22 protein-coding genes and 2 pseudogenes are annotated in these 25,675 nt (G+C 71.0%); 7 read left to right on the top strand and 17 right to left on the bottom strand.

Going from position 1 to position 25,675, the window contains the following annotated elements; translation table 11 throughout:
• Positions 1-76: 76 nt before the first annotated feature.
• The 6 genes from ACZ64A_RS19755 to ACZ64A_RS19730 all read right to left on the bottom strand — a co-directional run bounded on the left by ACZ64A_RS19755 (position 77) and on the right by ACZ64A_RS19730 (position 5,296).
• Positions 77-247 carry a hypothetical protein gene (locus ACZ64A_RS19755; RefSeq protein ID WP_469811686.1) on the bottom strand — a complete coding sequence of 57 codons (171 nt, stop codon included), beginning with the start codon at positions 245-247 and terminating at the stop codon, positions 77-79.
• Positions 248-379: 132 nt separating this feature from the next.
• A complete protein-coding gene (gene tsaE / locus ACZ64A_RS19750; RefSeq protein WP_469811685.1) occupies positions 380-904 on the bottom strand; it encodes a tRNA (adenosine(37)-N6)-threonylcarbamoyltransferase complex ATPase subunit type 1 TsaE in 525 nt (174 codons plus the stop codon).
• Complete coding sequence (locus ACZ64A_RS19745; RefSeq protein WP_469811684.1) at positions 870-2,105, bottom strand: alpha/beta fold hydrolase; 1,236 nt, start codon at positions 2,103-2,105, stop codon at positions 870-872. The genes tsaE and ACZ64A_RS19745 overlap by 35 nt, the downstream gene beginning before the upstream one ends.
• Before the next feature lie 31 nt (positions 2,106-2,136).
• Complete coding sequence (alr, locus tag ACZ64A_RS19740; RefSeq protein WP_469811682.1) at positions 2,137-3,330, bottom strand: alanine racemase; 1,194 nt, start codon at positions 3,328-3,330, stop codon at positions 2,137-2,139.
• Positions 3,331-3,414: 84 nt separating this feature from the next.
• The gene (locus ACZ64A_RS19735; protein ID WP_469811681.1) at positions 3,415-4,854 is read right to left on the bottom strand and encodes an NAD(P)H-hydrate dehydratase; all 1,440 of its coding nucleotides are present in this window, start codon (positions 4,852-4,854) and stop codon (positions 3,415-3,417) included.
• 70 nt (positions 4,855-4,924) lie between these two features.
• Positions 4,925-5,296 (bottom strand): holo-ACP synthase, encoded by a 372-nt coding sequence (locus ACZ64A_RS19730; RefSeq protein WP_469811680.1) that lies wholly within the window; start codon positions 5,294-5,296, stop codon positions 4,925-4,927.
• Between the two features lie 44 nt (positions 5,297-5,340).
• Between ACZ64A_RS19730 and ACZ64A_RS19725 the strand changes: the two are divergent.
• Positions 5,341-5,520, top strand: a pseudogene (locus tag ACZ64A_RS19725) (DUF397 domain-containing protein); the annotation flags it as partial.
• Here ACZ64A_RS19725 and glmS read toward each other — a convergent pair.
• The 3 genes from glmS to ACZ64A_RS19710 form a co-directional block, all read right to left on the bottom strand.
• A complete protein-coding gene (glmS, locus tag ACZ64A_RS19720) occupies positions 5,481-7,328 on the bottom strand; it encodes a glutamine--fructose-6-phosphate transaminase (isomerizing) (protein WP_469811678.1) in 1,848 nt (615 codons plus the stop codon). The pseudogene ACZ64A_RS19725 and the gene glmS sit on opposite strands and share 40 nt — an antisense overlap.
• 95 nt (positions 7,329-7,423) lie before the next feature.
• Positions 7,424-8,542 carry an acyltransferase family protein gene (locus ACZ64A_RS19715; protein WP_469811677.1) on the bottom strand — a complete coding sequence of 373 codons (1,119 nt, stop codon included), beginning with the start codon at positions 8,540-8,542 and terminating at the stop codon, positions 7,424-7,426.
• Positions 8,543-8,821: 279 nt separating this feature from the next.
• The gene (locus tag ACZ64A_RS19710) at positions 8,822-9,610 is read right to left on the bottom strand and encodes a hypothetical protein (protein ID WP_469811675.1); all 789 of its coding nucleotides are present in this window, start codon (positions 9,608-9,610) and stop codon (positions 8,822-8,824) included.
• A gap of 607 nt (positions 9,611-10,217) precedes the next feature.
• On the opposite strand from ACZ64A_RS19710, the gene ACZ64A_RS19705 reads away from it, so the two are divergent.
• The 4 genes and pseudogenes from ACZ64A_RS19705 to ACZ64A_RS19690 form a co-directional block, all read left to right on the top strand.
• Positions 10,218-15,077: an RICIN domain-containing protein gene (locus ACZ64A_RS19705; RefSeq protein ID WP_469811673.1), complete on the top strand. Its 4,860-nt coding sequence runs from the start codon at positions 10,218-10,220 to the stop codon at positions 15,075-15,077.
• Positions 15,078-15,092: 15 nt separating this feature from the next.
• Positions 15,093-15,692 carry a hypothetical protein gene (locus ACZ64A_RS19700; protein ID WP_469811672.1) on the top strand — a complete coding sequence of 200 codons (600 nt, stop codon included), beginning with the start codon at positions 15,093-15,095 and terminating at the stop codon, positions 15,690-15,692.
• Between the two features lie 119 nt (positions 15,693-15,811).
• Positions 15,812-16,780 carry a type I pantothenate kinase gene (gene coaA, locus ACZ64A_RS19695; protein WP_469811670.1) on the top strand — a complete coding sequence of 323 codons (969 nt, stop codon included), beginning with the start codon at positions 15,812-15,814 and terminating at the stop codon, positions 16,778-16,780.
• Between the two features lie 19 nt (positions 16,781-16,799).
• Positions 16,800-16,925, top strand: a pseudogene (locus ACZ64A_RS19690) (DUF389 domain-containing protein); the annotation flags it as partial.
• Between the two features lie 55 nt (positions 16,926-16,980).
• Here ACZ64A_RS19690 and glmM read toward each other — a convergent pair.
• From glmM to rplM, 3 genes are all read right to left on the bottom strand, one after another.
• Positions 16,981-18,339 carry a phosphoglucosamine mutase gene (gene glmM / locus ACZ64A_RS19685; protein ID WP_469811669.1) on the bottom strand — a complete coding sequence of 453 codons (1,359 nt, stop codon included), beginning with the start codon at positions 18,337-18,339 and terminating at the stop codon, positions 16,981-16,983.
• 253 nt (positions 18,340-18,592) lie between these two features.
• Positions 18,593-19,105: a 30S ribosomal protein S9 gene (gene rpsI, locus ACZ64A_RS19680; RefSeq protein WP_100827765.1), complete on the bottom strand. Its 513-nt coding sequence runs from the start codon at positions 19,103-19,105 to the stop codon at positions 18,593-18,595.
• Between the two features lie 42 nt (positions 19,106-19,147).
• Complete coding sequence (gene rplM / locus ACZ64A_RS19675; protein WP_010036634.1) at positions 19,148-19,591, bottom strand: 50S ribosomal protein L13; 444 nt, start codon at positions 19,589-19,591, stop codon at positions 19,148-19,150.
• A gap of 302 nt (positions 19,592-19,893) precedes the next feature.
• On the opposite strand from rplM, the gene ACZ64A_RS19670 reads away from it, so the two are divergent.
• Complete coding sequence (locus ACZ64A_RS19670) at positions 19,894-20,778, top strand: hypothetical protein (protein ID WP_469811667.1); 885 nt, start codon at positions 19,894-19,896, stop codon at positions 20,776-20,778.
• A 90-nt stretch (positions 20,779-20,868) separates the two neighbouring features.
• A complete protein-coding gene (manB, locus tag ACZ64A_RS19665) occupies positions 20,869-22,029 on the top strand; it encodes a mannose-1-phosphate guanylyltransferase (RefSeq protein ID WP_469811665.1) in 1,161 nt (386 codons plus the stop codon).
• A 72-nt stretch (positions 22,030-22,101) separates the two neighbouring features.
• On the opposite strand, the gene truA is transcribed toward manB, so the two are convergent.
• From truA to rpsM, 5 genes are all read right to left on the bottom strand, one after another.
• A complete protein-coding gene (gene truA, locus ACZ64A_RS19660) occupies positions 22,102-22,959 on the bottom strand; it encodes a tRNA pseudouridine(38-40) synthase TruA (RefSeq protein WP_469811663.1) in 858 nt (285 codons plus the stop codon).
• Positions 22,960-23,040: 81 nt separating this feature from the next.
• On the bottom strand, positions 23,041-23,550 hold the full coding sequence (gene rplQ, locus ACZ64A_RS19655; RefSeq protein ID WP_469811662.1) for a 50S ribosomal protein L17: 510 nt from the start codon (positions 23,548-23,550) through the stop codon (positions 23,041-23,043).
• Between the two features lie 85 nt (positions 23,551-23,635).
• A complete protein-coding gene (locus tag ACZ64A_RS19650) occupies positions 23,636-24,658 on the bottom strand; it encodes a DNA-directed RNA polymerase subunit alpha (protein ID WP_024755423.1) in 1,023 nt (340 codons plus the stop codon).
• A gap of 144 nt (positions 24,659-24,802) precedes the next feature.
• Positions 24,803-25,207, bottom strand: a complete 405-nt coding sequence (rpsK, locus tag ACZ64A_RS19645; protein ID WP_003956432.1) for a 30S ribosomal protein S11 — start codon at positions 25,205-25,207, stop codon at positions 24,803-24,805.
• 65 nt (positions 25,208-25,272) lie between these two features.
• Positions 25,273-25,653 carry a 30S ribosomal protein S13 gene (gene rpsM / locus ACZ64A_RS19640; protein ID WP_067240336.1) on the bottom strand — a complete coding sequence of 127 codons (381 nt, stop codon included), beginning with the start codon at positions 25,651-25,653 and terminating at the stop codon, positions 25,273-25,275.
• Positions 25,654-25,675: the final 22 nt, after the last annotated feature.

The raw sequence follows: 25,675 nt of genomic DNA, 5'->3' as shown, positions 1-25,675 counted from the left end.
GCCCCGGCCGGAGGCTCTCCACCCCGGCCGGAGGCTTCCCGCGCCGACCGGAGGCCTCGCGCCCCGGCCGGAGGCCCTACGCCGCCGGGCGGTGCTGACCGGTGGCGGTGTCGTGGACCGGGTCCGGTTCGCGTGGGGGGCGGGAGACTGCCGCTGCCGCTGCGCAGGAGGCCAGTAGGTCGCGCATGGACAGTCCGGGGCGCACGGCGGGGCGGGGCTGCGGCTTCGGGGTGTCGGCAGCGGGCATGGGACGCCTCCTGAAGGTCGGGGGCGAGCACAGTTAGGTAGCCCTAACTACGATCCGGCTACCATGTGACCACGCCCCCGACCTCGGACGCAACATCTTCCCGACACTGTGTCGGAACGTACGAGGCGCCGCTCAGGCCGCCAGCGCGCTCAGGTCGGCGCCCGTCCAGCGCTCCCCCACACCGGTGAGCGTCACATGGCGGACCTCGTCCGTCGTGTCGCCGACGGCCCGGTGGATGACGACCTGGAGCCGGTCCTCGGTCAGCTCCTCGACCTTGCCCTCGCCCCACTCCACGACGATCACCGAGTCGGTCAGCGAGACGTCCAGGTCGAGGTCCTCCATCTCGTCCAGGCCGCCCGACAGCCGGTAGGCGTCGACGTGGACCAGCGGCGGGCCGTCCCCCAGGGACGGGTGGACGCGGGCGATCACGAACGTCGGCGAGGTGACGGCACCCCGCACGCCGAGCCCCTCGCCGAGGCCGCGCGTCAGAGTGGTCTTGCCCGCGCCCAGCTCCCCGGAGAGCATCACGAGGTCACCGGCGCGCAGCTGCTTGGCGAGCCGGCGTCCGAGCTCGCGCATCTGCTCGGGGGAGGTGACGGTGAGCCGCGCGGAGAACTCGTCCTCAGCCGGGTTGTGCGGTGCTGCTGGTGCTTCCATAGCCCTTCACGGTAGCCGCTGCCGGCACGGCACCCGCACGGGTGAGGAGGTCGGCGAGGCGGTCGGTGACCACTTCCGGGTGTTCCAGCATCACCAGATGCCCGGCGTCCGGCACCAGCACCAGCTCGGCATCCGGCAGCAGATCGGCGATCGCCTCGCTGTGCTCGCTGGGCGTGACCAGGTCGTCCACCCCGGCGAGGACCAGCACGGGCATGTCCCGGAAGCAGGCGAGGGCCTCGGTCTTGTCGTGGTCGGTGAACGCCGGGTAGAACTCGGCGACGACGTCGATCGGTGTGCCCTCGATCATCCGCTCGGCGAACCGGGCGATCGCCGGGTCGACGTCCCGGGAGGCGAACGAGTACCGCTTGATGATCCCGGCGAACAGGTCGGCGGTCGCCCGCCGCCCCTTCTCCACCAGCTCGGCCCGCTGCCCCAGCGCCTTCAGCACCCCGGGCAGCACCCGCCGCACCGCGTTGACGCCGGCCACCGGAAGCCCGAAGTTGACCTCGCCGAGCCGCCCGGACGAGGTCCCCACGAAGGCGGTGGCGACGACCCGTTCCCGGATCAGCTCCGGATACTGCGCGGCCAGCGCCATCACGGTCATGCCGCCCATGGAGTGCCCGACGAGCACGATCGGCCCCTCGGGCACGGCCGCGTCGAGGACCGCCTTGAGGTCCTGCCCGAGCTGGTCGATGGTGAGGGCCGTGTCGTCCTGGGTCTGCGCCACCCCGCGTCCCGAACGGCCGTGGCTGCGCTGGTCCCAGTGCACCGTCCGTACGACACCGCGCAGCGCGGCCCGCTGGAAGTGCCAGGAGTCCTGGTTCAGGCAGTAGCCGTGGCTGAAGACGACGGTGACGGGCGCCGGCGTCTTACGGCCGAACAGCCGCCGGCGCCGGGGAGCCGAGCCGCCCTCCGGCTCGACGTCGTCGACCTCGTAGTACAGCTCGGTGCCGTCGTCGGCGTACGCCTTGCCGGGGGTGCCGCGCAGCGCGCCGTAGGGGCCGGCGGAGTCGAGTGCGAGCCGGGCCTTCGCGCGCATGCCGCGTCCGACGGTCATGCGCTCTATGGCGACGCCGGCGGCCGCGCCCGCGGCGAGCACGCCTATCGCGGCGCCCGCGATGCCGGTGGCCCGGCGCCAGCCGGCCGAGTCCGCCACGGCCGCGGCGGCCGAGACGGCGGACTCCACAGGGCTCTCGCTCACGTACCGCTCCTCTTCACCGGGCTGCTGCTGGTCACTCGTCGCCGGGTTGCCCGGCCGGCTCCTCGTTCACATAGACGCGGGGAACGCGCGATGAGATGCGGGTCACGATCTCGTAGGCGATGGTGCCGGCGGCCTGCGCCCAGTCCTCGGCGGTCGGCTCGCCGCGGTCGCCCGGTCCGAACAGGACCGCCTCGGTGCCCGGCTCGGGCGTGTCGCCACCGAGGTCGACGACGAACTGGTCCATCGCGATCCGCCCGGCGGCGGTACGCCACTTGCCGTCCACCAGCACCGGTCCGGCGCCGGAGGCGTGCCGCGGGATGCCGTCGCCGTAGCCGAGCGGGACGAGACCGAGGGTGGTCTCGCCGGGGGTGACGTAGTGGTGCCCGTAGCTGACGCCGTGCCCGCCCGGCACCTGCTTCACCAGGGCCAGCGAGGCGGCCACGGTCATCACCGGGCGCAGTCCGAGGTCGGCGGGGGTGCCGAGTTCGGGGCTGGGCGAGACGCCGTACATGGCGATACCGGGGCGGACCAGGTCGAAATGGGTCTCGGGAAGGGTGAGCATCGCCGGGGAGTTGGCGATGTGCCGCACCTCGGGGCGTACGCCCTGCGCCTCGGCGTACGCCGTCATCTCCCGGAAGCGGGTGAGCTGGGCGGCGATGGAGGGGTGCCCGGGCTCGTCGGCGCAGGCGAAGTGCGACCACAGGCCGGTGACGCGCAGCAGGCCCTCGCGCTCGGCGGCCAGTGCGGCGCCGACCAGTTCGGGCCAGTCGGCGGGCTGGCAGCCGTTGCGGCCGAGGCCGGTGTCGGCCTTGAGCTGCACCAGCGCGGGGCGGGTGGCGGTGCGCGCGGCGTCGGTCAGCTCGCGCAGGGCCCACATACCGCTGACCGAGATGTCGATGCCGGCCTCGACGGCCTCACGCCACGGCCCGCCCGGCGTCCACAGCCAGCACATCACGCGGACGTCCGCCGCGATCCCGGACTGCGGGGCGCGTACGGCGAGCGCCTCCTCGGGCGTGGCCGTACCGATCCAGGTGGCGCCGGCCGCGACGGCCGCGCGGGCGCACGGGATCGCGCCGTGGCCGTACCCGTCGGCCTTGACCACGGCCATGAAGGCGGCGCCCGGGGCCTTCTCGCGCAGCGCGCGCACGTTGGCCCGCAGGGCGGCCAGGTCGATCTCGGCGCGGGCCCGCAGTGTCGCGGTCCGCGAGGTCGCTGTCTCAGTCATCGCGCCCCCAGTGTCTCAGAGGGCTACGACAGCGCTGCCACGGCCGCACCGCGTCACGGCCGGCCGCGCCCCGGCACCCTCTGCTCAGCCGCCGTCCAGGACGTCCCGCCAGGCCGACGGAATCGCCGACGCCACGTCATGCGCCCCCACCGGTACGCCCCGGGCGGCGAACCGGCCCGCGAGCCCGTGCAGATACGCCCCCACGCTCCCCGCGTCCCGCGCGGAAAGCCCCGACGCCAGCAGCGACCCGGTCAGCCCCGACAGCACGTCTCCGCTGCCCGCGGTCGCCAGCCACGGCGTCCCCGTCGCGTTCACCCGTACCGCCGCCTCGCGCCCCGGGTCGGCGACGAGCGTGGTGGACCCCTTCAGCAGCACGGTCGCCCGGTACCGCTCCGCCAGCTCCCTTACCGCCACGAGGCGCGCCTCCTCGACCTCCTCGCGGGCGACACCGAGCAGCGCCGCGGCCTCCCCGGCGTGCGGCGTCATCAGCGTCGGCGCCGTACGCGCGCGTACCGCCTCGCGGTCGGCGAGCCGCAGTCCGTCCGCGTCGATCAGCACGGGTACGTCGCTCTCCACCACCTCGGCCACGGTCTCCGCGTCGTCCCCGGCGCCCGGCCCGACCACCCACGCCTGCACGCGTCCGGCCTTGCGGGGTCCCTGGTCGGAGACGAGCGTCTCGGGGAAGCGGGCGACGACCGCGCCGCCCGCGGGGCCGACGTAGCGCACGGCCCCCGCGCCGCCCCGCAGCGCCCCGGACACGGCGAGCACCGCGGCCCCGGGGTAGCGCGCGGACCCGGCGGCGATGCCGACGACTCCGCGCCGGTACTTGTCGCTCTCCGCGCCCGGCACCGGCAGCAGCCGGGCCACGTCCGCGTGCTGCAGCGCCTCCAGTGCGGCCGGCTCGGGCAGCGTCAGCCCGATGTCCACGAGCCGCACGCTGCCGGCGTACTCCCGCGCCGGGTCGATCAGCAGCCCCGGCTTGTGCGTGCCGAAGGTGACGGTCAGATCGGCCCGTACGGCGGCTCCCCGCACCTCGCCCGTGTCCGCGTCGACCCCGCTCGGCAGGTCCACGGCTACGACACCGGCCCGCGACCGCGCCGCCGCGTCCGCCAGGGGCACCGCCTCGGGCCGCAATCCGCCCTTCCCGCCGATCCCGACGATGCCGTCCAGGACGAGGTCGGCCCGCTCGATCAGCTCCTCGGCACGGTCCGTGCCGGTGACGCGGCCGCCGGCCCGGCGCAGCGCCGCGAGTCCTCCGGCGTGCGCCCGCTCGGAGCTGAGGAGCACGGCGGTGACTCCGGCGCCCCGCCGGGCGAGCCGCGCCCCGGCGTACAGGGCGTCACCTCCGTTGTCCCCGCTGCCGACGAGCAGCACGACCCGGCTGCCGTAGACCCGCCCGAGCGCCTCTGCGCAGGCGGCGGCGAGTCCGGCGGCGGCCCGCTGCATGAGGGCCCCCTCCGGCAGCCGCGCCATGAGCTCCCGCTCGGCTCCCCTGACCGTCTCAACGCTGTACGCGGTACGCATGCACCCGAGTCTGCCCCGGAAACGGCGCGACGAGCACGGCCAACGCGCCCCGCAGGGGTCCCGGCCTGCCTCAGCCCTCCGCGATCACCACCGCCGACGCGATGCCGGCGTCATGGCTGAGCGACACGTGCCAGGACCGTACGCCCAGTTCGGCCGCCCGCGCCGCGACCGTTCCCGTCACCCGCAGCAGGGGCCGGCCGCTGTCCTCGACGCACACCTCCGCGTCGGTCCAGTGCAGCCCGGGCGGCGCCCCGAGAGCCTTGGCCAGCGCCTCCTTCGCGGCGAAACGCGCGGCGAGCGAGGCGACACCGCGCCGCTCCCCGCTCGGCAGCAGCAACTCACCTTCCAGGAACAGCCGCTTGGCCAGCCCGGGCGTACGCTCCAGCGACGCCGCGAACCGCTCGATCTCGGCCACGTCGATCCCGACCCCGATAATGCTCATGCGGTGCACCCTACGGCGGCGGGTGCCGTGCTTACTCCGGCGGCGGTGAAGGCAATGACTGCGTCGAAGTGGCCCCCCGCCACCCCCACATAGCCATCCGCGACTCCAAGACCCGGGCCGGAGCCGTCCTCACCGTCCCGGCCGGAGCCTTTCCCCTCTTCGTGGACGCGCTGAAGTGCGGCCCCTACTCCACCGTCACCGACTTCGCCAGGTTGCGCGGCTGATCCACCTCGTTGCCGCGGGCGGTCGCCAGTTCGCAGGCGAAGACCTGGAGCGGGACCGTCGCGACCAGCGGCTGGAGCAGCGTCGGAGTGGCCGGGATGCGGATGAGGTGGTCGGCGTACGGGACGACCGCCTCGTCGCCTTCCTCCGCGATCACGATCGTGCGGGCACCTCGCGCGCGGATCTCCTGGATGTTGGAGACGATCTTGTCGTGGAGGACCGACCGACCGCGCGGGGAGGGCACGACCACGACGACGGGCAGGTCCTCCTCGATCAGCGCGATCGGCCCGTGCTTCAGCTCGCCCGCCGCGAAGCCCTCGGCGTGCATGTACGCCAGCTCCTTCAGCTTCAACGCGCCTTCCAGCGCGACCGGGTAGCCCACGTGCCGGCCGAGGAAGAGCACGGTGTTCTTGGCGGCCAGCGAGCGCGCCAGCTCCCGTACCGGCTCCATCGTCTCCAGGACCCGCTCGACCTCGCCCGAGATCTTCGCGAGGTCACGGATGACCGCGCGGATCTCGTCGCCCCACTTGGTGCCCCGGACCTGGCCCAGATACAGGGCCACGAGGTAGCACGCGACGAGCTGCGTCAAAAACGCCTTGGTGGAGGCGACCGCGACCTCCGGCCCCGCGTGCGTGTACAGCACCGCGTCCGACTCGCGCGGGATCGTCGAGCCGTTGGTGTTGCAGATGGCGAGCACCTTGGAGCCCTGCTCGCGGGCGTGCCGCAGCGCCATCAGCGTGTCCATGGTCTCGCCGGACTGGGAGATCGCGATCACCAGCGTCTGGGCGTCCAGGATCGGGTCCCGGTAGCGGAACTCGCTCGCCAGCTCCACCTCGCACGGGATCCGCGTCCAGTGCTCGATGGCGTACTTGGCGATCAGGCCGGAGTGGAAGGCCGTACCGCAGGCGATGATGACGACCTTGTCGACCTCGCGCAGTTCGGAGGGCGTGATGCGGACCTCGTCGAGGGTCAGCGAACCGGAGCCGTCGATTCGGCCCAGCAGCGTGTCGGCGACGGCCTTCGGCTGCTCGGCGATCTCCTTGAGCATGAAGTAGTCGTAGCCGCCCTTCTCGGCGGCGGAGGCGTCCCAGTCGACGTGGTAGGAGCGGACCTCGGCCGGGCTGCCGTCGAAGCCGGTGACGCTCACCCCGTCCCGGCGCAGTTCGACGACCTGGTCCTGGCCCAGCTCGATCGCGGAGCGCGTGTGCGCGATGAACGCGGCGACGTCGGAGGCGAGGAACGCCTCGCCCTCGCCGACGCCCACCACCAGCGGGGAGTTGCGCCGCGCGCCGACGACGACGTCCGGCTCGTCCGCGTGCACGGCGACCAGCGTGAAGGCGCCCTCCAGCCGCCGGCACACCAGCCGCATGGCCTCCGCGAGGTCGGCGCAGGAGGAGAACTCCTCGGCCAGCAGGTGCGCGACGACCTCGGTGTCGGTCTCCGAGGCCAGGTCGTGCCCGCGTTCGGCCAGCTCGGCCCGCAGCACCGCGAAGTTCTCGATGATGCCGTTGTGGACGACGGCGACCCGGCCCGCGTTGTCCAGGTGCGGGTGGGCGTTGGCGTCCGTCGGGCCGCCGTGCGTGGCCCAGCGGGTGTGCCCGATACCGGTCGTGCCGGCCGGGAGCGGGCGTTCCAGCAGTTCCTTCTCGAGGTTGACGAGCTTGCCGGCCTTCTTGGCGGCGGCCAGGCCGCCGTCGGCGAGCACGGCGACGCCCGCCGAGTCGTACCCGCGGTACTCCAGCCGCTTGAGCCCGGCCATGACCACATCGAGCGCCGACTGCGCCCCCACGTATCCCACGATTCCGCACATGGCACCGCAGCCTACGATCCGAAGCGGGCGCGAACCCCCCACTGTGTGCCCGAATTCGGAAATTCCCACGGGGATACGAACGCCCCGCGGGCGACTCAGCGGCGCGGAGCCGGCGCCTGGAGCCCGAAGCTCGCCGACTTCAGCCAGCGCCGCATGCGCGTGGCGAGGGGGCGTTCGACGAAGCGGTGGGCCAGGTAGGACAGCAGCACGAGGGCGCCGACCGTGACGGCGACCAGCGTCCAGGGGGCGACCCGGCCGGCGAAGTGGTGGACGACGGTCATGCCGATGACGTCGTGCAGCAGGTACAGCGGGAAGGTCATCGTCCCGGCGACGGTCAGCCAGCGCCAGCGGATCCGGCTGGTCCAGCCGAGCGCGATGGCGGCGATCAGCGCGAAGAACACCGTGACCGCCAGGATCAGCGAGCCCCGCCACGGCGACCAGACGTCCCAGTTGTTGCGGCCGCCGTCGGGGGCCAGCAGGAAGTGCAGCGCGAGCAGCCAGGACATCACGACGATCCCCCACAGCAGCGGCGTCGAGCGGAACCGGTGCATCAGGTAGAACGCCATGCCCGCGATGAAGTACGGCGCGGACGGCGGGTTGACCAGCAGGGTGAGCAGCGGGATGTCGGCGGAGGGCGCCAGGACCGCGCCGACGGTCCACAGCCCGCAGAAGACGACCACCCGCTGGTAGGTCAGGCCCTTCCACACCACGACCGCGAACGTCAGGTAGAAGCACAGCTCGGGCCAGAGGGTCCAGTAGACCGAGTCCAGGTCCTTCACGCCGAGCGGCTGCTGGAGCATGGTGAGGTTGGCGAAGACGACCCGTGGGTTCGGGTGCCCGAACGGCGTGTCGAAGAGGAAGATCACGGACGCGGCCACGACGACCGAGATCCAGTACATCGGGTACAGCCGGGTCACCCGCGAGATGAAGAAGTCGCGGGGGCTGCGGCCCCAGGCGCTCATGCAGATGACGAAGCCGCTGATGAGGAAGAACAGGTCGACGCCGAGCCGGCCGTAGGCGAAGTAGGCGTGCGCCTCGGGGAACAGGTCCTGGTAGGGGCGGCCCCAGATGTGCTTCACCGTCGACGGCTTCTGGCCGACGAAGTGGAACAGCACGACCGCCAGGGCCGCCACGAACCGCAGTCCGTCGAGCGCGGCCAGCCGCTGCCCGCGGGGGCGTGTCTCCGCCGCGGGCGCGCCCGGGGGCGAGGGCACGGCGGGTGCGGTCGGCCCGTTGTCTCCTCTTCCGCCCGCAGGCGCTTCGAGAAGTCGCGTGCTGTCCGCCTGGCTCATCCGTTCACCGTTCCGTCGTCACTGTCGATTCGCTGTACCTCCCCCGTGGCAGCGTTCCATCCCGCACAGTACGGAGGACGGCCGGGCGCCTCACGTCCGGGGACCCCACACAGCACCGGCACGCACCGCTCACGCGCCGGTCACGGAATGCCCACCGGGCCGTCGCCGCCCGCCGGGAATTCCGTGACCGCCGGCGACGCCTCAGCCGAGCTTGGCGAGCTGCGCCTGGACGAGCTCGGCCGGGAAGTCCCAGTCCTTGCCGGTGGCCGCGGAGGCCATGTTGTACCCGGAGAAGTAGGCGAGGGTGGCGCCCTTGCGCACGATCACGGCCTTCGCGGGGGCCTTCACACCCTCGTCCGCGTCCACCAGCAGGGTCAGGGCGAGGGCCTCGTCGGCACCCTCGGGGGCGGCGGTCGGGGTGACCTTGCCGACCTTGGTGGTGTCGCTGCCGACGGTCCACGAGTAGCCGCCCGCGCAGGTCGTCGCGGCGGTCTTCAGCCCGGCGAACGTCTTCTCCGCGCCGCCGTCGGCGTACGTGGCCAGCGTCACGATGATCTTGTCCCGGTCGATCCCGGCGACCAGGGACTCCTCCAGGCCGGCCTTCGGGTCGCGCTTCTTCTGGTCGGCGAGCCAGCTGCGCTTGACGGCGGCGGCGGGCTGACCGTCGTACGTCCCGGCCTGGAGGCGGCCCAGCGGGGCGCACTCCGGCTTGTCGGTCTTCACCTTGGCCTGTGCGATGTCGTCCTGGAGCGGCACCTTGGCGAAGAGCTTGCCGCTCTTGACGTCCGCCTGGGTCAGCGCGGCTTTCTCCAGCTCGGCGGCGCTCAGCGGCTTCGCCGCAGCCGGCGCGGCGGACGCCGTCTTGTCGGCCTGCGCGGTCTTGCCGTCGCCCGCCTTGTCCCCGTTGTCGGAGCCACAGGCGGAGACGAGGAGCGCGAGCGCGGCGGCCGAGGCGGCGAGACCGGCCCGGCGAACGGTGGTGAGACTCACGAAAACTGCTCTCTCTTCTGCACAGCACAGCGTTTTACGTGGACATTACACACAGCAGACCCACAGATGATCCACCGAACATCCATTCGCGACCCGACCGTGACACCCACGTGATCAGTGCCCGCACGGCAACACACAACAGCCATAGAGGCTTCCGGCCATTTCCGAGCTCTCGCCCATGCGTCGCCGGACACACATCACACACACTTCACACACGGCGCAGCCACATAAAGCCCCTGCCCCGCCCGGGACTTGGAGCTCTTCCGAACCACGGTCGCCCGGCACCGAAGGGGACTCGCATTCTCGGCCACGGCGCTGCACCCCTACGGAAAGCCCTGTTCACCTCCGTGTTTCCACGCTTAAGGTGTCGGCGCGCATGACCGGACCATGACCAGTCCGAGTCCGCGCTCATCGATCAGCGACCGGGGGAACACCGTCGCTCGCGGGGAGGGGTTGCACCGCCATGCCGTCGTACCGATCGCTCGTGCATGTCGGCTCCCACGGCTCGGGCCGTTTCTGAAGCGCCGTCTCAGGACCGCCTCACACCCACCTGTTCCACGGCCGTTTCCCCGGCTTCTACCCCCCATGAACAGACAAGGGACGCTTCGTGCACCCCAGACCATGGTCCCGCCTGCGCGGGAAACAGAGAACCGGCAGGCTCACGTCTGCCGTCACAGCCGTCGCCGCGCTGGCCGTTCTGGCCGGCCTGGGCGTGCAGCCAGGCGCGACCCATCCGGCGACCGCCCCCGTGGGCGACAGCGAGGACTGGTACGTGGACACAGCCGCCGAGCAGTTGCGGCAGGACCAGTGCCTGATGTCCGACGTATTGCGCCGTGGCGGTCCGACAATGGCCGCGACCGCGCAGGACGGCCTCAACCAGTCGGCCGACAAACTTCACGTCCTGGCCGACCGTGCGCATTGGCAGCAGACGCCACTTGCCGTCGCGTACCAGAAGGACCGGGACGCGGCGGACAAGGAACTGAATGATCTAGACGCTCTCCGCCAGTCCTGGGCCAAGCCCCTCGACGGCTTGGAGACGCCCGGAGGATTCACAGTCACCGGCTTCCACTGGCCGCCGGACGGTCGGCAGAGCTTCTACCACCAAACGGGTCTGAGCACATGGGTGGCCGACCGGTTCTGGCAGAACGACTCCGACTTCTACGACGAGTCCACCCCGCCGACCGACGCCGGGACGCTCAAGGCCGTCGACGAGGTGGCCGGCACCCGCTACACCACCGCGCCCGACCCAGCGAGCGGAGAGTGGAACAAATACGTCACCAACAGCCACGCCTTTGCGTGGATGCACGAGCACCCGGGCGCCGACGACGCCCGCATCTTCCTCTCCGCCGGAGGTTTCCCGAGCAGCGCCCCGCAGCCGGGCACCCCGGAGTTCCGCATCGCGGTGGAGGATATGAAGACGCGGTTCGCGAGCTGCGCGTGGCGTGACCCGCTCGACCCGCAGCAGGTGCTCGGCGACATCACGTCCACTGCAGCCGGCGAGTGGCAGCAGGAGATCTCTTCCCAGTCCGCCCAGCGCAACCAGATCGTCACCGCGAACAAGAGCGCCGTTGACGCGCTGGCGAAGGGCGCGAAAGCCCTGAGCGACATGCTGGGCCACTCCTGGGTCGCCGACCATGTCACCCGCTGGCAGGACTACTGGAGCCCGGGCGGCATCGGCTGGATCGGCGACGCCTCCATGGTGATCCAGGTCGAGGCCGCGAAGGGCAAGTGCCTCGACGTGCAGAACGCCGGGACGGCCGACGGAACACCGGTACAGATCTACACCTGCAACAAGAGCGCTGCGCAGGACTGGCAGCTCTGGGGCTCCTACGACGGCGGCTACGCCCTGTACAACGTGCACGCGCGCAAATGCCTAGAGGTGCAGAGCGGCAACAGCGCCAACGGCACCAAGATCCAGATCAGGTCGTGCAACGGAAGCAAGCAGCAGCAGTGGCAGTTCGACGTCCGCGCGGCCGGTGAGCTGCGCAACGCCGCCACGGACAAGTGCCTGGACCTGCACACGTTCGACAACGGCCGGGACTCCTGGCTGTGGAGCTGCAACGGCACTGATCCGCAGAAGTTCCGGCTCGTCCCCAAGGGGCACAACGGCACGGGCACGCTCTCCTATCCGGACAAGGCCCAGTTCGACAAGGCCAAGGCCGGGCTCGCCGGCGCACAAGCGGGCGCGAAGAAGCAGCTCAGCGTGCTCAAGACGCAGCTCGCCGCCGCGCAGAAGGCCGGCACCGACTCCGACACCGCCCTCCAGGCGGCTTACGGCATCGCCGACAAGAACGGTGCGCCCCGGGGGCGCGGCCTGCTGGTCGGGCAGCAGAAGGCACAGGTCACGAAGGGTGCCGTCGCCGCGCTGCAGGCCTTGGAGAAGGCCGGTGAGACCGCCGAGGCGGCCACGCGTGCCTCCGCCGGCGACAGCTCGACCATCGCACAGCGCGCCCTGGCGCAGGCCGCCCAGGCGAAGGCGGAGTTCCGCAAGGAGGCCGCGAAGACGGCCGAACTGCAGGCCAAGGCCGCGGCCGACGCGGCGAAGCTGCACCGGGACAACGCCAAGAAGGACAAGGAAACCGCCGAAGCCAAGCTTGCCGAGTCGCTGAAGGCCGAAGGCGACGCCAGGGCGGCCGCCGCCGACGCGCACGCCAAACGACTCGCGGCGGAGGCCGAGGCGAAGACCGCCTTGACGGAGAAGGACGCCGCGGCGGCCAAGCAGGCCGAGGCCGCCCAGCACCGCACGAACGCCGAGGCCGAGGCCACGAACGCCAAGAACGCCAAGGACAGGGCGGAGGCCGCTGAGAAGACCGCCCAGAGCAAGCGCGGCGAAGCGGTCAAGGCCCGGGACAACGCGAAGGCGAAGCGGGACGATGCCTGGGACGCCGAGCAGACGGCCGACGCGGCCCGCGCCAAAGCCGACGCCAAGGACGCCTACGCCGACAAGGTCGCCTCCAGCGACGCGGCCGGCGACGCCCGAGCCGCCGCCGACCAGGCCGACAAGGCCGCCGACGACGCCGAGATCGCGGCGGCCAACGCCCGCTCGGAGGCTGACGCCGCCACCCGGGCCGCCGCCGAAGCCGACGCGGCCGCCACCCGCGCCGAGGCGGCCGCCAAGCGAGCGCGCGCCGACGCGAACGCCGCCCAGGCCGACAAGCTGAAGGCCGACGCTGCGGTGAGGACGGCAACCAGCGCCGCGGCCGACGCCATCAAGGCCTCCCAGGACGCCGCCGCCGAAGCCAGGACGGCGGTCAAGGAAGCCGACGAGGCCGAGCAGCACGCCAAGGACGCCAAGGCACAGGCGGACGCCGCCGCCGGCGAGGCCGCGAAGGCGCTCGCCGCCTCGGCGAAGGCCGCGGGCTTCGCGCACACCACCGCACAGGCCGCCGTCGACGCGGGCCACGCGGCCGAGAAGGTCGCCGCCCCCGCCAACGACGCGGTCCAGCTCGGGGCGCCGTACGCCGACACCGACTCCGCCGCCGGCCTGGTCGTACTGACGGGGCAGGCTTCGAAGTCCATCGCCGATCAGCAGAAGGCCGTCGCCGACGCCCACGCCAAGAACGCCGCGGCCGAGGCCGACGCGGCCAAGAACCTCGCCGACCAGGCCGGCGGTGACGCCAAGGAGGCCTACCAGCACGCGGCCAACGCCGCCCGGTACGCCGCCGACGCCCGCGGCTACGCCAAGGAGGCCCTTGGCTACGCGGCCGACGCGGCCACGGCCGCTTCCAAGGCAGCGCAGTCACTGACCCGCACCGTCGCATACGACAAGCAGGCAGGCGACGACGCCGCAGCCGCCGACACCGCGGCCGGCAACGCCGAGGGCTATGCCAAGGACGCCCGCGGTTCGGCGGACGCGGCCGAACTCGACGCGGCTGCCGCCCGCTCCGCGGCCGCTCAGGCCGAACAGGACGCCAAGGACGCCCGCGCCGCCGCCACCCGCGCGGACGCGGCGGCCACCGAGGCCGAACAGGCGGCGAAGGACGCCGACAAGTACGCCAAGGAGGCACAGGACGCAGCCGACAGCGCCGAGCGGGAGCAGGCCAACCAGCAGGTGAAGAACGGCTCGACGACCGGCGTCGGCGGTGTCTTCTCAGTCATCGACGAGATCAAGCAGAACGGGGACCCCGAACAACTCCCCAACGAGTGCCACAACTTCAACTGCAACACCCTCGTCTACAACGTCCACTTCGACGCCATCGTCAGCTACTACCTGTGCCTCGACCCAGACGTGCCCGCCACCCAGGCCGGCTGCCCGCCCGAGGACACCGTCTTCCTCAAGACGGTGCCGTTCAAGAACCTCACCAAGAAGGTCAAGATCTCCGCGTGGGATGTGACCGTGGAGCTCTGGACCGGCCTGGCTAAGTCGATCAAGGATGACTTCACCGGCTGCTACCACGTCCTCACCGGCGGGGACGACGGCAGCGCCACCGACTGCGCCTGGGCGGCCACCTGGCTGCCGCTCGGCGGGCCGATCGCGAAGGTCGCCGACGCCATCCGGGGCGTGGACGCGGCGCTGCGCTCAGGCGAAGGGATCGCCGACGCGCTGAAGGCGCTGAAGACCCTGGACATCGACGCCGAGACGCTGGCGGACATCGAACGTTCGGTGGACGTGTACGAGGAGGCACGCACCGCCTGCAAGCTCAACAGCTTCCCGGGCACCACTCAGGTGCTCCTGGCCGACGGCAGTCGCAGGGCACTGCGCGACATCCGCACCGGTGACCTGCTGCTGGCCACCGATCCGGCGACCGGCGTCGCCCAGGGCGAGCCGGTCACGCGCACCTTCCACCACACCGCCGCCGACCTGATCTCCGTCGTTCTCAGCGACGGCGGGCGCCTCACCAGCACCCCCGGACACAGGTTCTTCGTGACCGGCCGCGGCTGGACCCTGGCGTCCGACCTGCGCCACGGCGACGGCCTGCGAGGCCCGGACGGCACCGTCCGCACCGTGACCGCGACGCTCGACCGGCACGAGGCCACACCCAGGACCGTGTACGACCTGACCGTGTCCGGCCTGCACACGTTCTACGCCGTGGCGGGCGACAGCCCGGTCCTGGTCCACAACTGCAACGACTTGGTCCTCGACGCCCAGAAGTTCCCCGGGCAGGCCCACACGCTCGACGAGCACACAGCCGGTCATGTGAGCCCGGAAGAGGCCAAGCAGCTGGCCGAGGCCAAGACCGAGAAACTGCGGCGTGTCACCCCGAACAGCTTGTTCATCGACGAGCAGACGGCCCAGCAGGTCGTGGACTACGCGCTGGCCGACAACGCGAACAGGATCCGCAGATGGCTGCGTGGACCCACCCAGGAACTGACGTGGGAAGGCAAGTTCGGTGCGAAAAACTCCCTGGGCAAGGCCTACTTCCCTGACGGCACGTGGAAGTACGTGGGTAACGAGTTCTTCATCAAGCTCGTACGCGCCCCAGGGCACAGGTATGGCTACTACGTGCAGACGTGCTTCCCCAAGTAGAGGAGGTGAGGGACAGTGCCACGTTTCACAGAGTTCGACTTCGGCGTGTCGTGGGTGATGAGCTTCTTCCACCAGGATGCGACTCACGACGGGGACACAACTGCCGAAATCGTCGCGAACCACCTTGCGCGGGAGATCGACGAGCTGAGCATGGCAGTACGCCGTGACGTGCAGATTCTCTCCGTCCTCCCCTCGGAGACGCTTGAGGTGCTGTGGGAAGCCGGCACGGACTACATGCCGAGCTGGGAGCAAATCGGGGATGGAGCGCAGTGGACACGGACCGTCATCGAACTTTGTGACGCCCGGCTGTCCGACACAGCCCACCCGCGGCCGCTCACCGGTGCGGACACCGAGGACGGCGCGGCCTGCGTCGACGCGGTCGTGGCCGAGATCGAGGCAGCACAGTCCCTGCCCGACGAGGTGCAGGCGGCGCTGGTCGACTGTGCGCGCCTCTGCACGCCGGACCTGGCTTTCCGGATCCTGCTGAGGGCCATGACCAGCACAAGGACGGCGCTCTCCCCGGACCAGTACGCCAGGCTGGAGGCCATCGGCACCACCCTGCACTACGGGGAATTCGTCGTGGACAACGTCAGGTACCTCGTCGAGGAGGACTAGCCGACCGCTGCGTCACGCCGGCCGCCCGGCGCGCCCTGGAGGGCACGGCGTGACGCAGCACACCCCCCACCCCGTTCAAACTCCGTTAACAATGGACTGTGATCTCTCCGGTCTCCTCGATGCCCCGGAGCGCCCACCGGAACCGTCCGGAGGCGACTCCCTACGTCGATCTCACCCGCGCCGAGTGGAGCGCGCTGCGCGACAAGACTCCGCTGCCCCTGAGCGCGGAGGAGGTCGAACGGCTGCGCGGCCTCGGTGACGTCATCGACCTCGACGAGGTGCGGGACATCTACCTCCCGCTGTCCCGGCTGCTCAATCTCTACGTCGGCGCCACCGACGGCCTCAGAGGAGCCCTGAACACCTTCCTCGGGGAGCAGGGCTCCCAGTCCGGCACCCCGTTCGTCATAGGCGTCGCCGGCTCGGTCGCCGTGGGGAAGTCCACGGTCGCCCGCCTCCTCCAGGCCCTCCTCTCGCGCTGGCCCGAGCACCCCCGCGTCGAGCTGGTCACGACGGACGGCTTCCTGCTGCCCACCAAGGAGCTCCAGGCCCGCGGCCTGATGTCGCGCAAGGGCTTCCCCGAGTCGTACGACCGCCGCGCGCTCACCCGGTTCGTCGCCGACATCAAGGCGGGCAAGGGCGAGGTCACCGCGCCCGTCTACTCCCACCTGATCTACGACATCGTCCCCGGCGAGAAGCTCGTCGTGCGCCGCCCCGACATCCTCATCGTCGAGGGCCTCAACGTCCTGCAGCCCGCTCTGCCCGGCAACGACGGCCGCACCCGCGTCGGCCTCGCCGACTACTTCGACTTCAGCGTGTACGTCGACGCGCGCACCGAGGACATCGAGCGCTGGTACCTCAGCCGTTTCCGGAAGCTGCGCGAGACGGCCTTCCAGGACCCGTCGTCGTACTTCCGCAAGTACACGCAGGTGTCCGAGGACGAGGCCCTCGACTACGCCCGCACCATGTGGCGGACGATCAACAAGCCGAACCTGGTCGAGAACATCGCCCCCACCCGCGGCCGCGCCACCCTCGTCGTCCGCAAGGGCCCGGACCACAAGGTCCAGCGCCTGAGCCTGCGCAAGCTGTAGCGGCACCCGAGGCGCCTGTAGCCAGCAGCTCCTGCTGAACCTGCTGGGAATCGTCCGGGCGGGCACCCTCACGCTCCTGGCCCAGAAGCACTTCTGGGCCAGGCAGAGGGAACTGACGAAGGAACGGCAGAGCAGCCGCCCCTGAGGGGCGCGCACCCCGAACCCGGGGAATTACCCCCGCACCGACTGAACCCGGGGAATTACCCCAGCACCGACTTCACGACATCGGCCAGCCGCCCACCCACGGACCGGGCCTGCTCGATGTCGGCCGCCTCGACCATCACACGAACGACCGGCTCGGTCCCGGAGGGCCGCAGCAGCACCCGCCCGGTCTCACCGAGCTCCCGCTCCGCCTCCGCGACGGCCGCGGCAAGGTCGGCCGAGCTCCCCACACGGGTCCGGTCGACATCCCGCACATTGATCAGAACCTGCGGCAGCCGCTCCATCACGGAAGCCAGCTCCCGCAGCGACCGCCCGGTCTCGGCGACGCGGGCGGCCAGCAGCAGCCCCGTCAGCGTGCCGTCACCCGTCGTCGCGTGGTCGAGGATGATCACGTGCCCGGACTGCTCGCCGCCGAGCGCGTACCCGTGCTCCTTCATCTCCTCCAGCACATAGCGGTCGCCGACCGCGGTCTGGACGAGCTTCAGTCCCTCCCGCTCCAGCGCCAGCTTGAAGCCGAGGTTGGACATCACGGTGGCGACGACGGTGTCGGCGCGCAGCACGGACCGCTCCCGCATGGCGAGGGCCAGCACGGCGAGGATCTGGTCGCCGTCGATCTCCCCACCGGTGTGGTCGACGGCGAGGCAGCGGTCGGCGTCGCCGTCGTGGGCGATGCCGAAGTGCGCGCCGTGCTCGAGCACCGCGGCCTTGAGCAGGTCGAGGTGGGTGGAGCCGCAGCCGTCGTTGATGTTGAGCCCGTCCGGTTCGGCACCGATCGTGACGATCTCCGCACCGGCGCGGGTGAACGCCTCGGGCGAGACGCGCGCGGCTGCGCCGTGCGCCTCGTCCAGGACGATCTTCAGCCCGTCGAGCCGGTTCGGCAGCACGCCGATCAGGTGGTCGACGTACCGGTCGAAGCCCTCTTCGTAGTCGCGGACGCGGCCCACGCCGGCGCCGGTCGGACGGTCCCACGGCTCGCCGTGGCGGTGGGAGTCGTACACCGCCTCGATCCGGTCCTCGAGCTCGTCGGCGAGTTTGTGGCCGCCGCGGGCGAAGAACTTGATGCCGTTGTCGGGCATGGCGTTGTGGCTGGCGGACAGCATCACACCGAGGTCGGCGCCGAGCGCGCCGGTCAGGAAGGCGACGGCGGGGGTCGGCAGGACACCGACGCGCAGCACGTCGACGCCGGCGCTGGCGAGGCCCGCGACGACGGCCGCCTCCAGGAACTCCCCGGACGCGCGCGGGTCACGGCCGACCACCGCGGTCGGCCGGTGCCCCTCGAAGGTGCCCGCCTCGGCGAGTACGTGTGCCGCCGCGACGGACAGGCCGAGTGCCATCTCGGCGGTCAGATCCGCGTTGGCGACGCCACGCACACCGTCCGTGCCGAAGAGTCGTCCCACGTGTCCTCCTGAGGAAGCGTCAGTTACGAAGCGCGGCGCGCCGGTGCGGCCCCTGCGCGTGCCGTTCGTGTCCCGGGACTGCGCCGCCCGGGCACGCAATCGCACAAGCTGCTGAATGTCTTGTGCCGTTATACGCCCGAAGGCTGTGATAAACGAACGCCCCGGCGGCACACTGGCGTGCCGCCGGGGCGTTCGGAGTACGCGGTGGGCAACCGAAACGGAAGCCCGGATACGTACGAGCAGGCAGCGAAGCTTAGCGCTTGCTGTACTGCGGGGCCTTGCGGGCCTTCTTCAGACCGGCCTTCTTGCGCTCGACCGCACGGTCGTCGCGCTTGAGGAAGCCGGCCTTCTTCAGCGGGCCGCGGTTGTTGTCGACGTCGGCCTCGTTCAGGGCACGGGCGACACCGAGGCGCAGGGCACCGGCCTGACCGGAGACACCGCCACCCGCGATGCGGGCGATGACGTCGTAACGGCCCTCGAGCTCGAGCACCTTGAAGGGCTCGTTGACTTCCTGCTGGTGCACCTTGTTCGGGAAGTAGTCCTCGAGGGTGCGACCGTTGATCTTCCACTTGCCGGTGCCCGGAACGATCCGGACGCGGGCGATGGCGTTCTTGCGGCGGCCCAGGCCGGCGGCCGGCTGGGGCTCGCCGAAGCGGGAAGCCAGCGACTCCGAGGTGTACTCGCCCTCGACGGGGACCTCGGACTCGGTGGTGTAGCTCTCGATGTCGATCTCTTCGATCGGCTGCTCGGCAGTGGTCTCGGCCACGATTCTCCTCAGATTCTCTTCAGTCTTAGGGGGTGGCCGGACTTACTGCGCGACCTGGGTGATCTCGTACGGCTGCGGCTGCTGCGCGCCGTGCGGGTGCTGGTCACCCTTGTAGACCTTCAGCTTCGAGAGCATCTGACGGCCCAGCGTGTTCTTGGGGAGCATGCCCTTGACGGCCTTCTCGATGGCCTTCTCGGGGTTCTTGTCCAGCAGCTCGTCGTAACGGACGGAGCGCAGACCACCCGGGTAGCCGGAGTGGCGGTAGGCCATCTTCTGGGTCCGCTTGTTGCCGGACAGGTGCACCTTGTCGGCGTTGATGATGATGACGAAGTCACCAGCGTCGACGTGCGGCGCGTAGATCGGCTTGTGCTTGCCCCGCAGAAGGGTGGCGGCGGTGGTGGCGAGACGGCCCAGGACAACGTCCTGAGCGTCGATGACGTGCCACTGGCGCGTCACATCGCCGGGCTTGGGGCTGTACGTACGCACGGTTCGTAGCCTTCGCTTCGAGTGAATGGTCCTAGACAAGGTCACCGAAACGATCACGACAGCCTTGGCCCACTGCGGCGACGCATACCGCGTACGTGGGGTCGCTGGTCATCGGCCCGGTGGACCGGTGTAAGGGCCCGTCCCGTGAGAATGAGCAAGCCAATACACAACGAACAAGCAGAATACCGGGGCACAGGGAGTGGGTCAAAACGGCCCCGCTCAGACCCCCCGCGTACCCCCTCGCCCCCCGCTCCCCACTGCACGGGCCATGACACACGGGCACCCCGTCTAAGATGCGCCCCATGAGCTATGGGCAGGGGGGACCCCAGCAGCCCCAGTGGGATCCCTGGAAACCGAACTCCCAGCAGCCGTTCGGCGACGGCGGTGACGGCGAGACCCCGGACTGGGCGGCACTGGCCGAGGCGTCCGAGGCGCGCAACAAGCGGCGCCGGATGCTGTTCATCGGCGGCGGCGCGCTGGCCACCCTCGCGGTCGGAGCCGCGGTCGCCCTGGCCGTGACCTCGGCGAACGGCAGCAACCAGGCGGGCGGCGACCCCAGCTCGCTGCCGCCGACGGCGTCCATCCCCGGCGAGACGGCCACGGCCCCGTCGTTCGCACCGACGAGCGCCCCGCCCCCGCTGGACCCGAAGGAATTCGTCTCCGACAAGAAGAAGGACACCGCGCCGCTCGGGCCGGACATCCTCTTCCCCGGCTCGCAGCTCACCATGGGCTCGACCGTGTACAAGAAGGGCCCCACCGCCGACACCACGGACTGCGCCACGGCGTCCAAGGGCACGCTGCCCAAGGCCCTCGCCGCCAACGGCTGCACCCGCGTGCTGCGCGTCACCTACACCCAGGGCGGCGTCGCGGTCACGGTCGGTGTCGCCGTCTTCGACACCGAGGCGCAGGCCCTCGCCACCCGCAAGGCCAGCTCCCCGAAGACGGGCATGGTGCAGCCGCTGTCCGGCAAGGGCGTCAAGCCGTTCTGCGACGGCGCGGTCTGCCGCTCCACCACGAACTCCTACGGCCGCTACGCCTACTTCACCCTCACCGGCTTCACCAGCGGCAAGAACGTCACGCTGAAGGACACCAAGGCCTTCGCGGCCGGTGACGACCTCGCCCTGTTCGCCTTCAACCAGATCAAGCGGCGCGGCGAGGCCCAGGCGTCGGCGGCGGCGAACGGCTGACCCGCCGGACGCGTCGGGCAGGTTAACTTCACCCGACAGCTCCTGCGCAGCCGTTTCCCGGCCCCGGCACGCGTGCCAGCATCGGGGATCATGTCCGAAGCGATCCTGCTCGTGGGGGGTCAGGGCACCCGGCTGCGCCCCCTGACCAGCCACATCCCCAAGCCGCTGCTGCCCGTCGCCGGGGTGCCGTTCCTCACGCACCAGCTGGCGCGGGCCGCCGCCGCGGGTGTCACCCGCGTCATCCTCGCCACCTCCTACCTCGCGGAACTCTTCGAGGCGGAGTACGGCAACGGCGCGCGGCTGGGCCTGGAGCTGGAGTACGTCACCGAGGAGAGCGCCCTCGGCACCGGCGGAGCCATCCGCAACGCGGCCCGGCGCCTGCGCAGCGCGCCCCGCGACCCGGTGCTCGTCCTCAACGGCGACATCCTCTCCGGCGTCGACATCGCCGCCCTGCGCGCCCACCACCGGGTCACCGGCGCGGACGTCACCCTCCAGCTGAAGCGGGTCGGCGACCCGCGCGCCTTCGGCCTGGTCCCGACCGACGAGGGCGGCCGCGTCACCGCGTTCCTGGAGAAGCCGCAGACCCCGGAAGAGATCATCACCGACCAGATCAACGCCGGCTGCTACGTCTTCACCCGCTCGGTCATCGACCGCATCCCGCCGGACCGGGTCGTCTCCGTGGAACGCGAGACGTTCCCCGGCCTGCTGGCGGCCGACGCCCACCTGCGCGGCGTGGTGGACGACACCTACTGGCTCGACCTCGGCACGCCCGCCGCCTTCGTCCAGGGCTCGGCCGACCTGGTCCGCGGCCGCGTCACCTCCCCCGCGCTGCCCGGCCCGCCCGGTGACGCCCTGGTCCTGCCCGGCGCCCGCGTCCACCCCGCCGCGCTGCTCAGCGGCGGCACGGTCGTCTCCCCCGGCGCGGTGATCGACGAGGGCGCGGTCGTGGAGGGCAGCGTGGTGATGACCGGCGCCCACATCGCCCCCGGCGCCATCGTCCACGCCTCGGCCGTGGGCCGCCACGCCCACGTGGGCCCCCATACGTCCCTGGCCGGGGCGGTCATCGGCGACGGCGCCCACGTCGAAGAGGGCAACGAACTCCCGGCGGGGGTCCGCATCGCCTGCGGCGCGCAGATAGCCCCGTACAGCGTGCGCTTGTCGGCGCCCCCGACGCCCTGCGCGAGGGAACACGCGGGACGAGTACCGCGCTCAGGGGCGCGGGGAACTGCGCGACCAGCCACGACGGCGTAGCACCCGGCAGACGACAGAACCCGGCACGGCCCTAGGGCCTGTCGTTTGGATCATCCCGGCGTCGCGGGGTCCCTAGCAGCAGCCGCCCCGCAGGGGCAGGCTGCGCTTGTTACGGGCCTCCCGACTCCGCTCCGCGAGCAGCGAATCCGCCGGATACCCGACCTCCTCCAGCGTCAGCCCGTGCGGTCGCACCACATGCACCGCGGAGTCCCGCACCCCCGCGGCCAGCACCTTCGCCGGCCACTCGGGCCCCCGGTGCCCGTCGCCCACGAACAGCAGCGCCCCGATCAGCGACCGCACCATGTTGTGGCAGAAGGCGTCGGCCCGCACGGTGGCCGTGATGATCCCGTCGGCGCCCCGCGAAAGGCTCAGCTCCTGCAGGGTGCGGATGGTCGTCGCGCCCTCCCGCTTCTTGCAGTACGCGGCGAAGTCGTGCTCCCCCAGCAGCCCCCGCGCGGCCTCGTTCATGGCGTCGACGTCGAGCGGCCAGTCGTGCCACAGGACGTGGTTGCGCAGCAGCGGGTCGACCCCACCGGGGTTGTCCGTCACCCGGTAGGCATAGCGCCGCCAGACCGCGGAGAACCGGGCGTTGAAACCGCTCGGTGCCGGCCGCAGCGCCCACACGCGGACGTCCTTCGGCAGCCGCCCGGCGAGCCGCTTGAGCAGCTTCTCGTGGTGTTCGCGCCAGACGTCCTCGGGCAGGTCCACGTGCGCCACCTGCCCGCGCGCGTGCACCCCGGCGTCGGTGCGGCCGGCGACGGTCAGCTCGTACGTCTCCCGGGAGCGGGTGACGGTCCGCAGCGCGTCCTCGATCTCCCCCTGCACGGTGCGCCGTCCACCGGCCTGCTTGGCCCATCCGGAGAAGTCGGTGCCGTCGTAGGACAGGTCGAGGCGGACACGGACGTAACCGGGCGCTGCTTCATCACTCACGTACAGATCCTCTCAGCAACACGAGAACGGGCCCGCTCCTCGAAAGGAACGGGCCCGCTCTTGAAGACGTCAGGCAGAGCCTCAGGCGTCCTTGCCGTCTTCCTCAGCCGCTTCCGCGGCGGGCTCGGCCGGGGCCTCGGTGGCCTCGGTCGACTCGGCCTTGGCCTCCTCGGCCTCCTTGACCGCGCGCTTCGTCGCGGCCTCGGCCTCACCCACGGCGTTCTGCTGCACCGTCAGCGCCTCGACCAGCTCGATGACAGCCATGGGCGCGTTGTCGCCACGGCGGTTACCGATCTTGGTGATGCGGGTGTAGCCACCCGGGCGGTTCTCGTAGCGCGGGCCGATCTCGGTGAAGAGCGTGTGGACGACGCTCTTGTCCGTGATCACCTGGAGCACCTGACGGCGGTTGTGAAGGTCGCCCTTCTTCGCCTTGGTGACCAGACGCTCGGCGTACGGGCGCAGGCGGCGGGCCTTCGCCTCGGTGGTGGTGATGCGGCCGTGCTCGAAGAGGCTCTTCGCGAGGTTCGCGAGGAGCAGCTTCTCGTGCGCGGCGCTGCCGCCCAGACGGGCACCCTTGGCGGGCTTCGGCATGATTTTTCTCCTGTGTGTCTGCCCCGGCCGTGTCAGGTACCGGGGTCAGGAACCCGATGAGCGGATGCTCACCGGCAACGACCGATCAGTACTGCTCGGTCTCCACGAAACCCGCGTCCGCGTCGTCGTCGGCGCCGAAGGCGTCGGCGGCGGCCGTGGGGTCGAATCCGGGCGGGCTGTCCTTCAGGGCCAGGCCCATGCCGGCCAGCTTCGCCTTGACCTCGTCGATGGACTTCGCACCGAAGTTGCGGATGTCCAGCAGGTCGGCCTCGGAACGGGCGACGAGCTCACCCACAGAGTGGATGCCCTCGCGCTTGAGGCAGTTGTACGACCGAACGGTGAGCTCCAGCTCCTCGATCGGCAGCGCCAGGTCGGCGGCCAGCGCGGCGTCCGTCGGGGACGGACCCATGTCGATGCCCTCGGCGTCGATGTTCAGCTCGCGGGCGAGACCGAACAGCTCGACCAGGGTCTTGCCGGCGGAGGCCATGGCGTCACGCGGACGCATCGCCTGCTTGGTCTCGACGTCGACGATCAGCTTGTCGAAGTCGGTGCGCTGCTCGACACGCGTGGCCTCGACCTTGTACGTGACCTTCAGCACCGGCGAGTAGATGGAGTCGACCGGGATACGGCCGATCTCCTGGCCCGCCTGCTTGTTCTGCACGGCGGAGACGTAGCCGCGACCGCGCTCGACGGTCAGCTCCATCTCCAGCTTGCCCTTGCCGTTGAGCGTGGCGAGGACGAGGTCGGGGTTGTGCACCTCGACACCGGCCGGGGGCGCGATGTCGGCGGCGGTGACCAGACCCGGGCCCTGCTTGCGCAGGTACATCACGACCGGCTCGTCGTGCTCCGAGGAGACGACCAGCTGCTTGATGTTGAGGATCAGGTCGGTGACGTCCTCCTTGACGCCCGGCACGGTGGTGAACTCGTGCAGGACACCGTCGATCCGGATCGAGGTGACGGCGGCACCCGGGATCGAGGAGAGGAGCGTACGGCGGAGGGAGTTGCCGAGGGTGTAACCGAAGCCCGGCTCCAGCGGCTCGATCACGAACCGGGAGCGGAACTCGTCGACGACCTCTTCGGTCAACGAGGGACGCTGAGCGATCAGCATGTGTGGATCAGATCCTTCTCTCGTGGACGCCCGCTATTTGACGCCCGACGGAAACCGCGCCCGGTGAAAAGCGCGGGTAATGCAAGGGTACGGGCGGCACGACGCGAAGGAGCCGTACCGCCCGACAAGCCCTGCGAAGCGAGGTCAGACGCGACGGCGCTTCGGCGGACGGCAGCCGTTGTGCGGGGTCGGGGTGACGTCCTGGATGGAGCCGACCTCGAGGCCCGTGGCCTGCAGGGAGCGGATCGCGGTCTCACGACCGGAACCCGGGCCCTTCACGAACACGTCGACCTTGCGCATGCCGTGCTCCTGGGCGCGGCGGGCAGCCGACTCGGCGGCCATCTGCGCGGCGAACGGCGTGGACTTCCGGGAGCCCTTGAAGCCGACGTGGCCGGCGGAGGCCCAGGAGATCACGTTGCCCGACGGGTCCGTGATGGAGACGATCGTGTTGTTGAACGTGCTCTTGATGTGCGCGTGGCCGTGAGCGACGTTCTTCTTTTCCTTGCGGCGCACCTTCTTGGCAGCGCCCTGACGACCCTTGGGGGGCATCTACTAACTCCTACGGGAGGTGGTCGGTCCTACAGCGAAGACCGTGGACAGAGGTCCGCTGCGGACTACTTCTTGCCCGGCTTCTTCTTGCCGGCGATGGCGCGACGCGGGCCCTTGCGGGTACGAGCGTTGGTGCTGGTGCGCTGACCGCGGACGGGCAGACCGCGACGGTGACGGAGACCCTGGTAGGTACCGATCTCGACCTTGCGGCGGATGTCGGCCTGGATCTCGCGACGGAGGTCACCCTCGGTCTTGATGTTGTTGTCGACGTACTCGCGGATCGCGACCAGCTGCTCTTCGGTCAGGTCCCGAACACGGGTGTTCGGGTCGACGCCGGTCGCGGCCAGCGTCTCCTTCGAGAGCGTCCGGCCGATGCCGAACACGTAGGTCAGGGCGATCTCCACGCGCTTTTCGCGCGGGATGTCGACACCGGAAACGCGTGCCATTCAATGGCTCCTGGTGATCTTC

This window comes from Streptomyces sp. NPDC104814 (assembly GCF_055583185.1).
The sequence above is the reverse complement of the archived record's forward strand: the minus strand, read 5'-3'. Positions and strand labels throughout refer to the sequence as shown.

What these genes read in the sequence shown, in the direction of transcription:
- ACZ64A_RS19755 (WP_469811686.1), bottom strand. Translation starts at nt 247, where the DNA reads ATGCCCGCTGCCGACACCCCGAAGCCGCAGCCCCGCCCCGCCGTGCGC.
- tsaE (WP_469811685.1), bottom strand. Translation starts at nt 904, where the DNA reads ATGGAAGCACCAGCAGCACCGCACAACCCGGCTGAGGACGAGTTCTCC.
- alr (WP_469811682.1), bottom strand. Translation starts at nt 3,330, where the DNA reads ATGACTGAGACAGCGACCTCGCGGACCGCGACACTGCGGGCCCGCGCC.
- ACZ64A_RS19735 (WP_469811681.1), bottom strand. Translation starts at nt 4,854, where the DNA reads ATGCGTACCGCGTACAGCGTTGAGACGGTCAGGGGAGCCGAGCGGGAG.
- ACZ64A_RS19730 (WP_469811680.1), bottom strand. Translation starts at nt 5,296, where the DNA reads ATGAGCATTATCGGGGTCGGGATCGACGTGGCCGAGATCGAGCGGTTC.
- glmS (WP_469811678.1), bottom strand. Translation starts at nt 7,328, where the DNA reads ATGTGCGGAATCGTGGGATACGTGGGGGCGCAGTCGGCGCTCGATGTG.
- coaA (WP_469811670.1), top strand. Translation starts at nt 15,812, where the DNA reads ATGCCCCGGAGCGCCCACCGGAACCGTCCGGAGGCGACTCCCTACGTC.
- ACZ64A_RS19670 (WP_469811667.1), top strand. Translation starts at nt 19,894, where the DNA reads ATGAGCTATGGGCAGGGGGGACCCCAGCAGCCCCAGTGGGATCCCTGG.
- manB (WP_469811665.1), top strand. Translation starts at nt 20,869, where the DNA reads ATGTCCGAAGCGATCCTGCTCGTGGGGGGTCAGGGCACCCGGCTGCGC.
- rplQ (WP_469811662.1), bottom strand. Translation starts at nt 23,550, where the DNA reads ATGCCGAAGCCCGCCAAGGGTGCCCGTCTGGGCGGCAGCGCCGCGCAC.
- ACZ64A_RS19650 (WP_024755423.1), bottom strand. Translation starts at nt 24,658, where the DNA reads ATGCTGATCGCTCAGCGTCCCTCGTTGACCGAAGAGGTCGTCGACGAG.
- rpsK (WP_003956432.1), bottom strand. Translation starts at nt 25,207, where the DNA reads ATGCCCCCCAAGGGTCGTCAGGGCGCTGCCAAGAAGGTGCGCCGCAAG.
- rpsM (WP_067240336.1), bottom strand. Translation starts at nt 25,653, where the DNA reads ATGGCACGCGTTTCCGGTGTCGACATCCCGCGCGAAAAGCGCGTGGAG.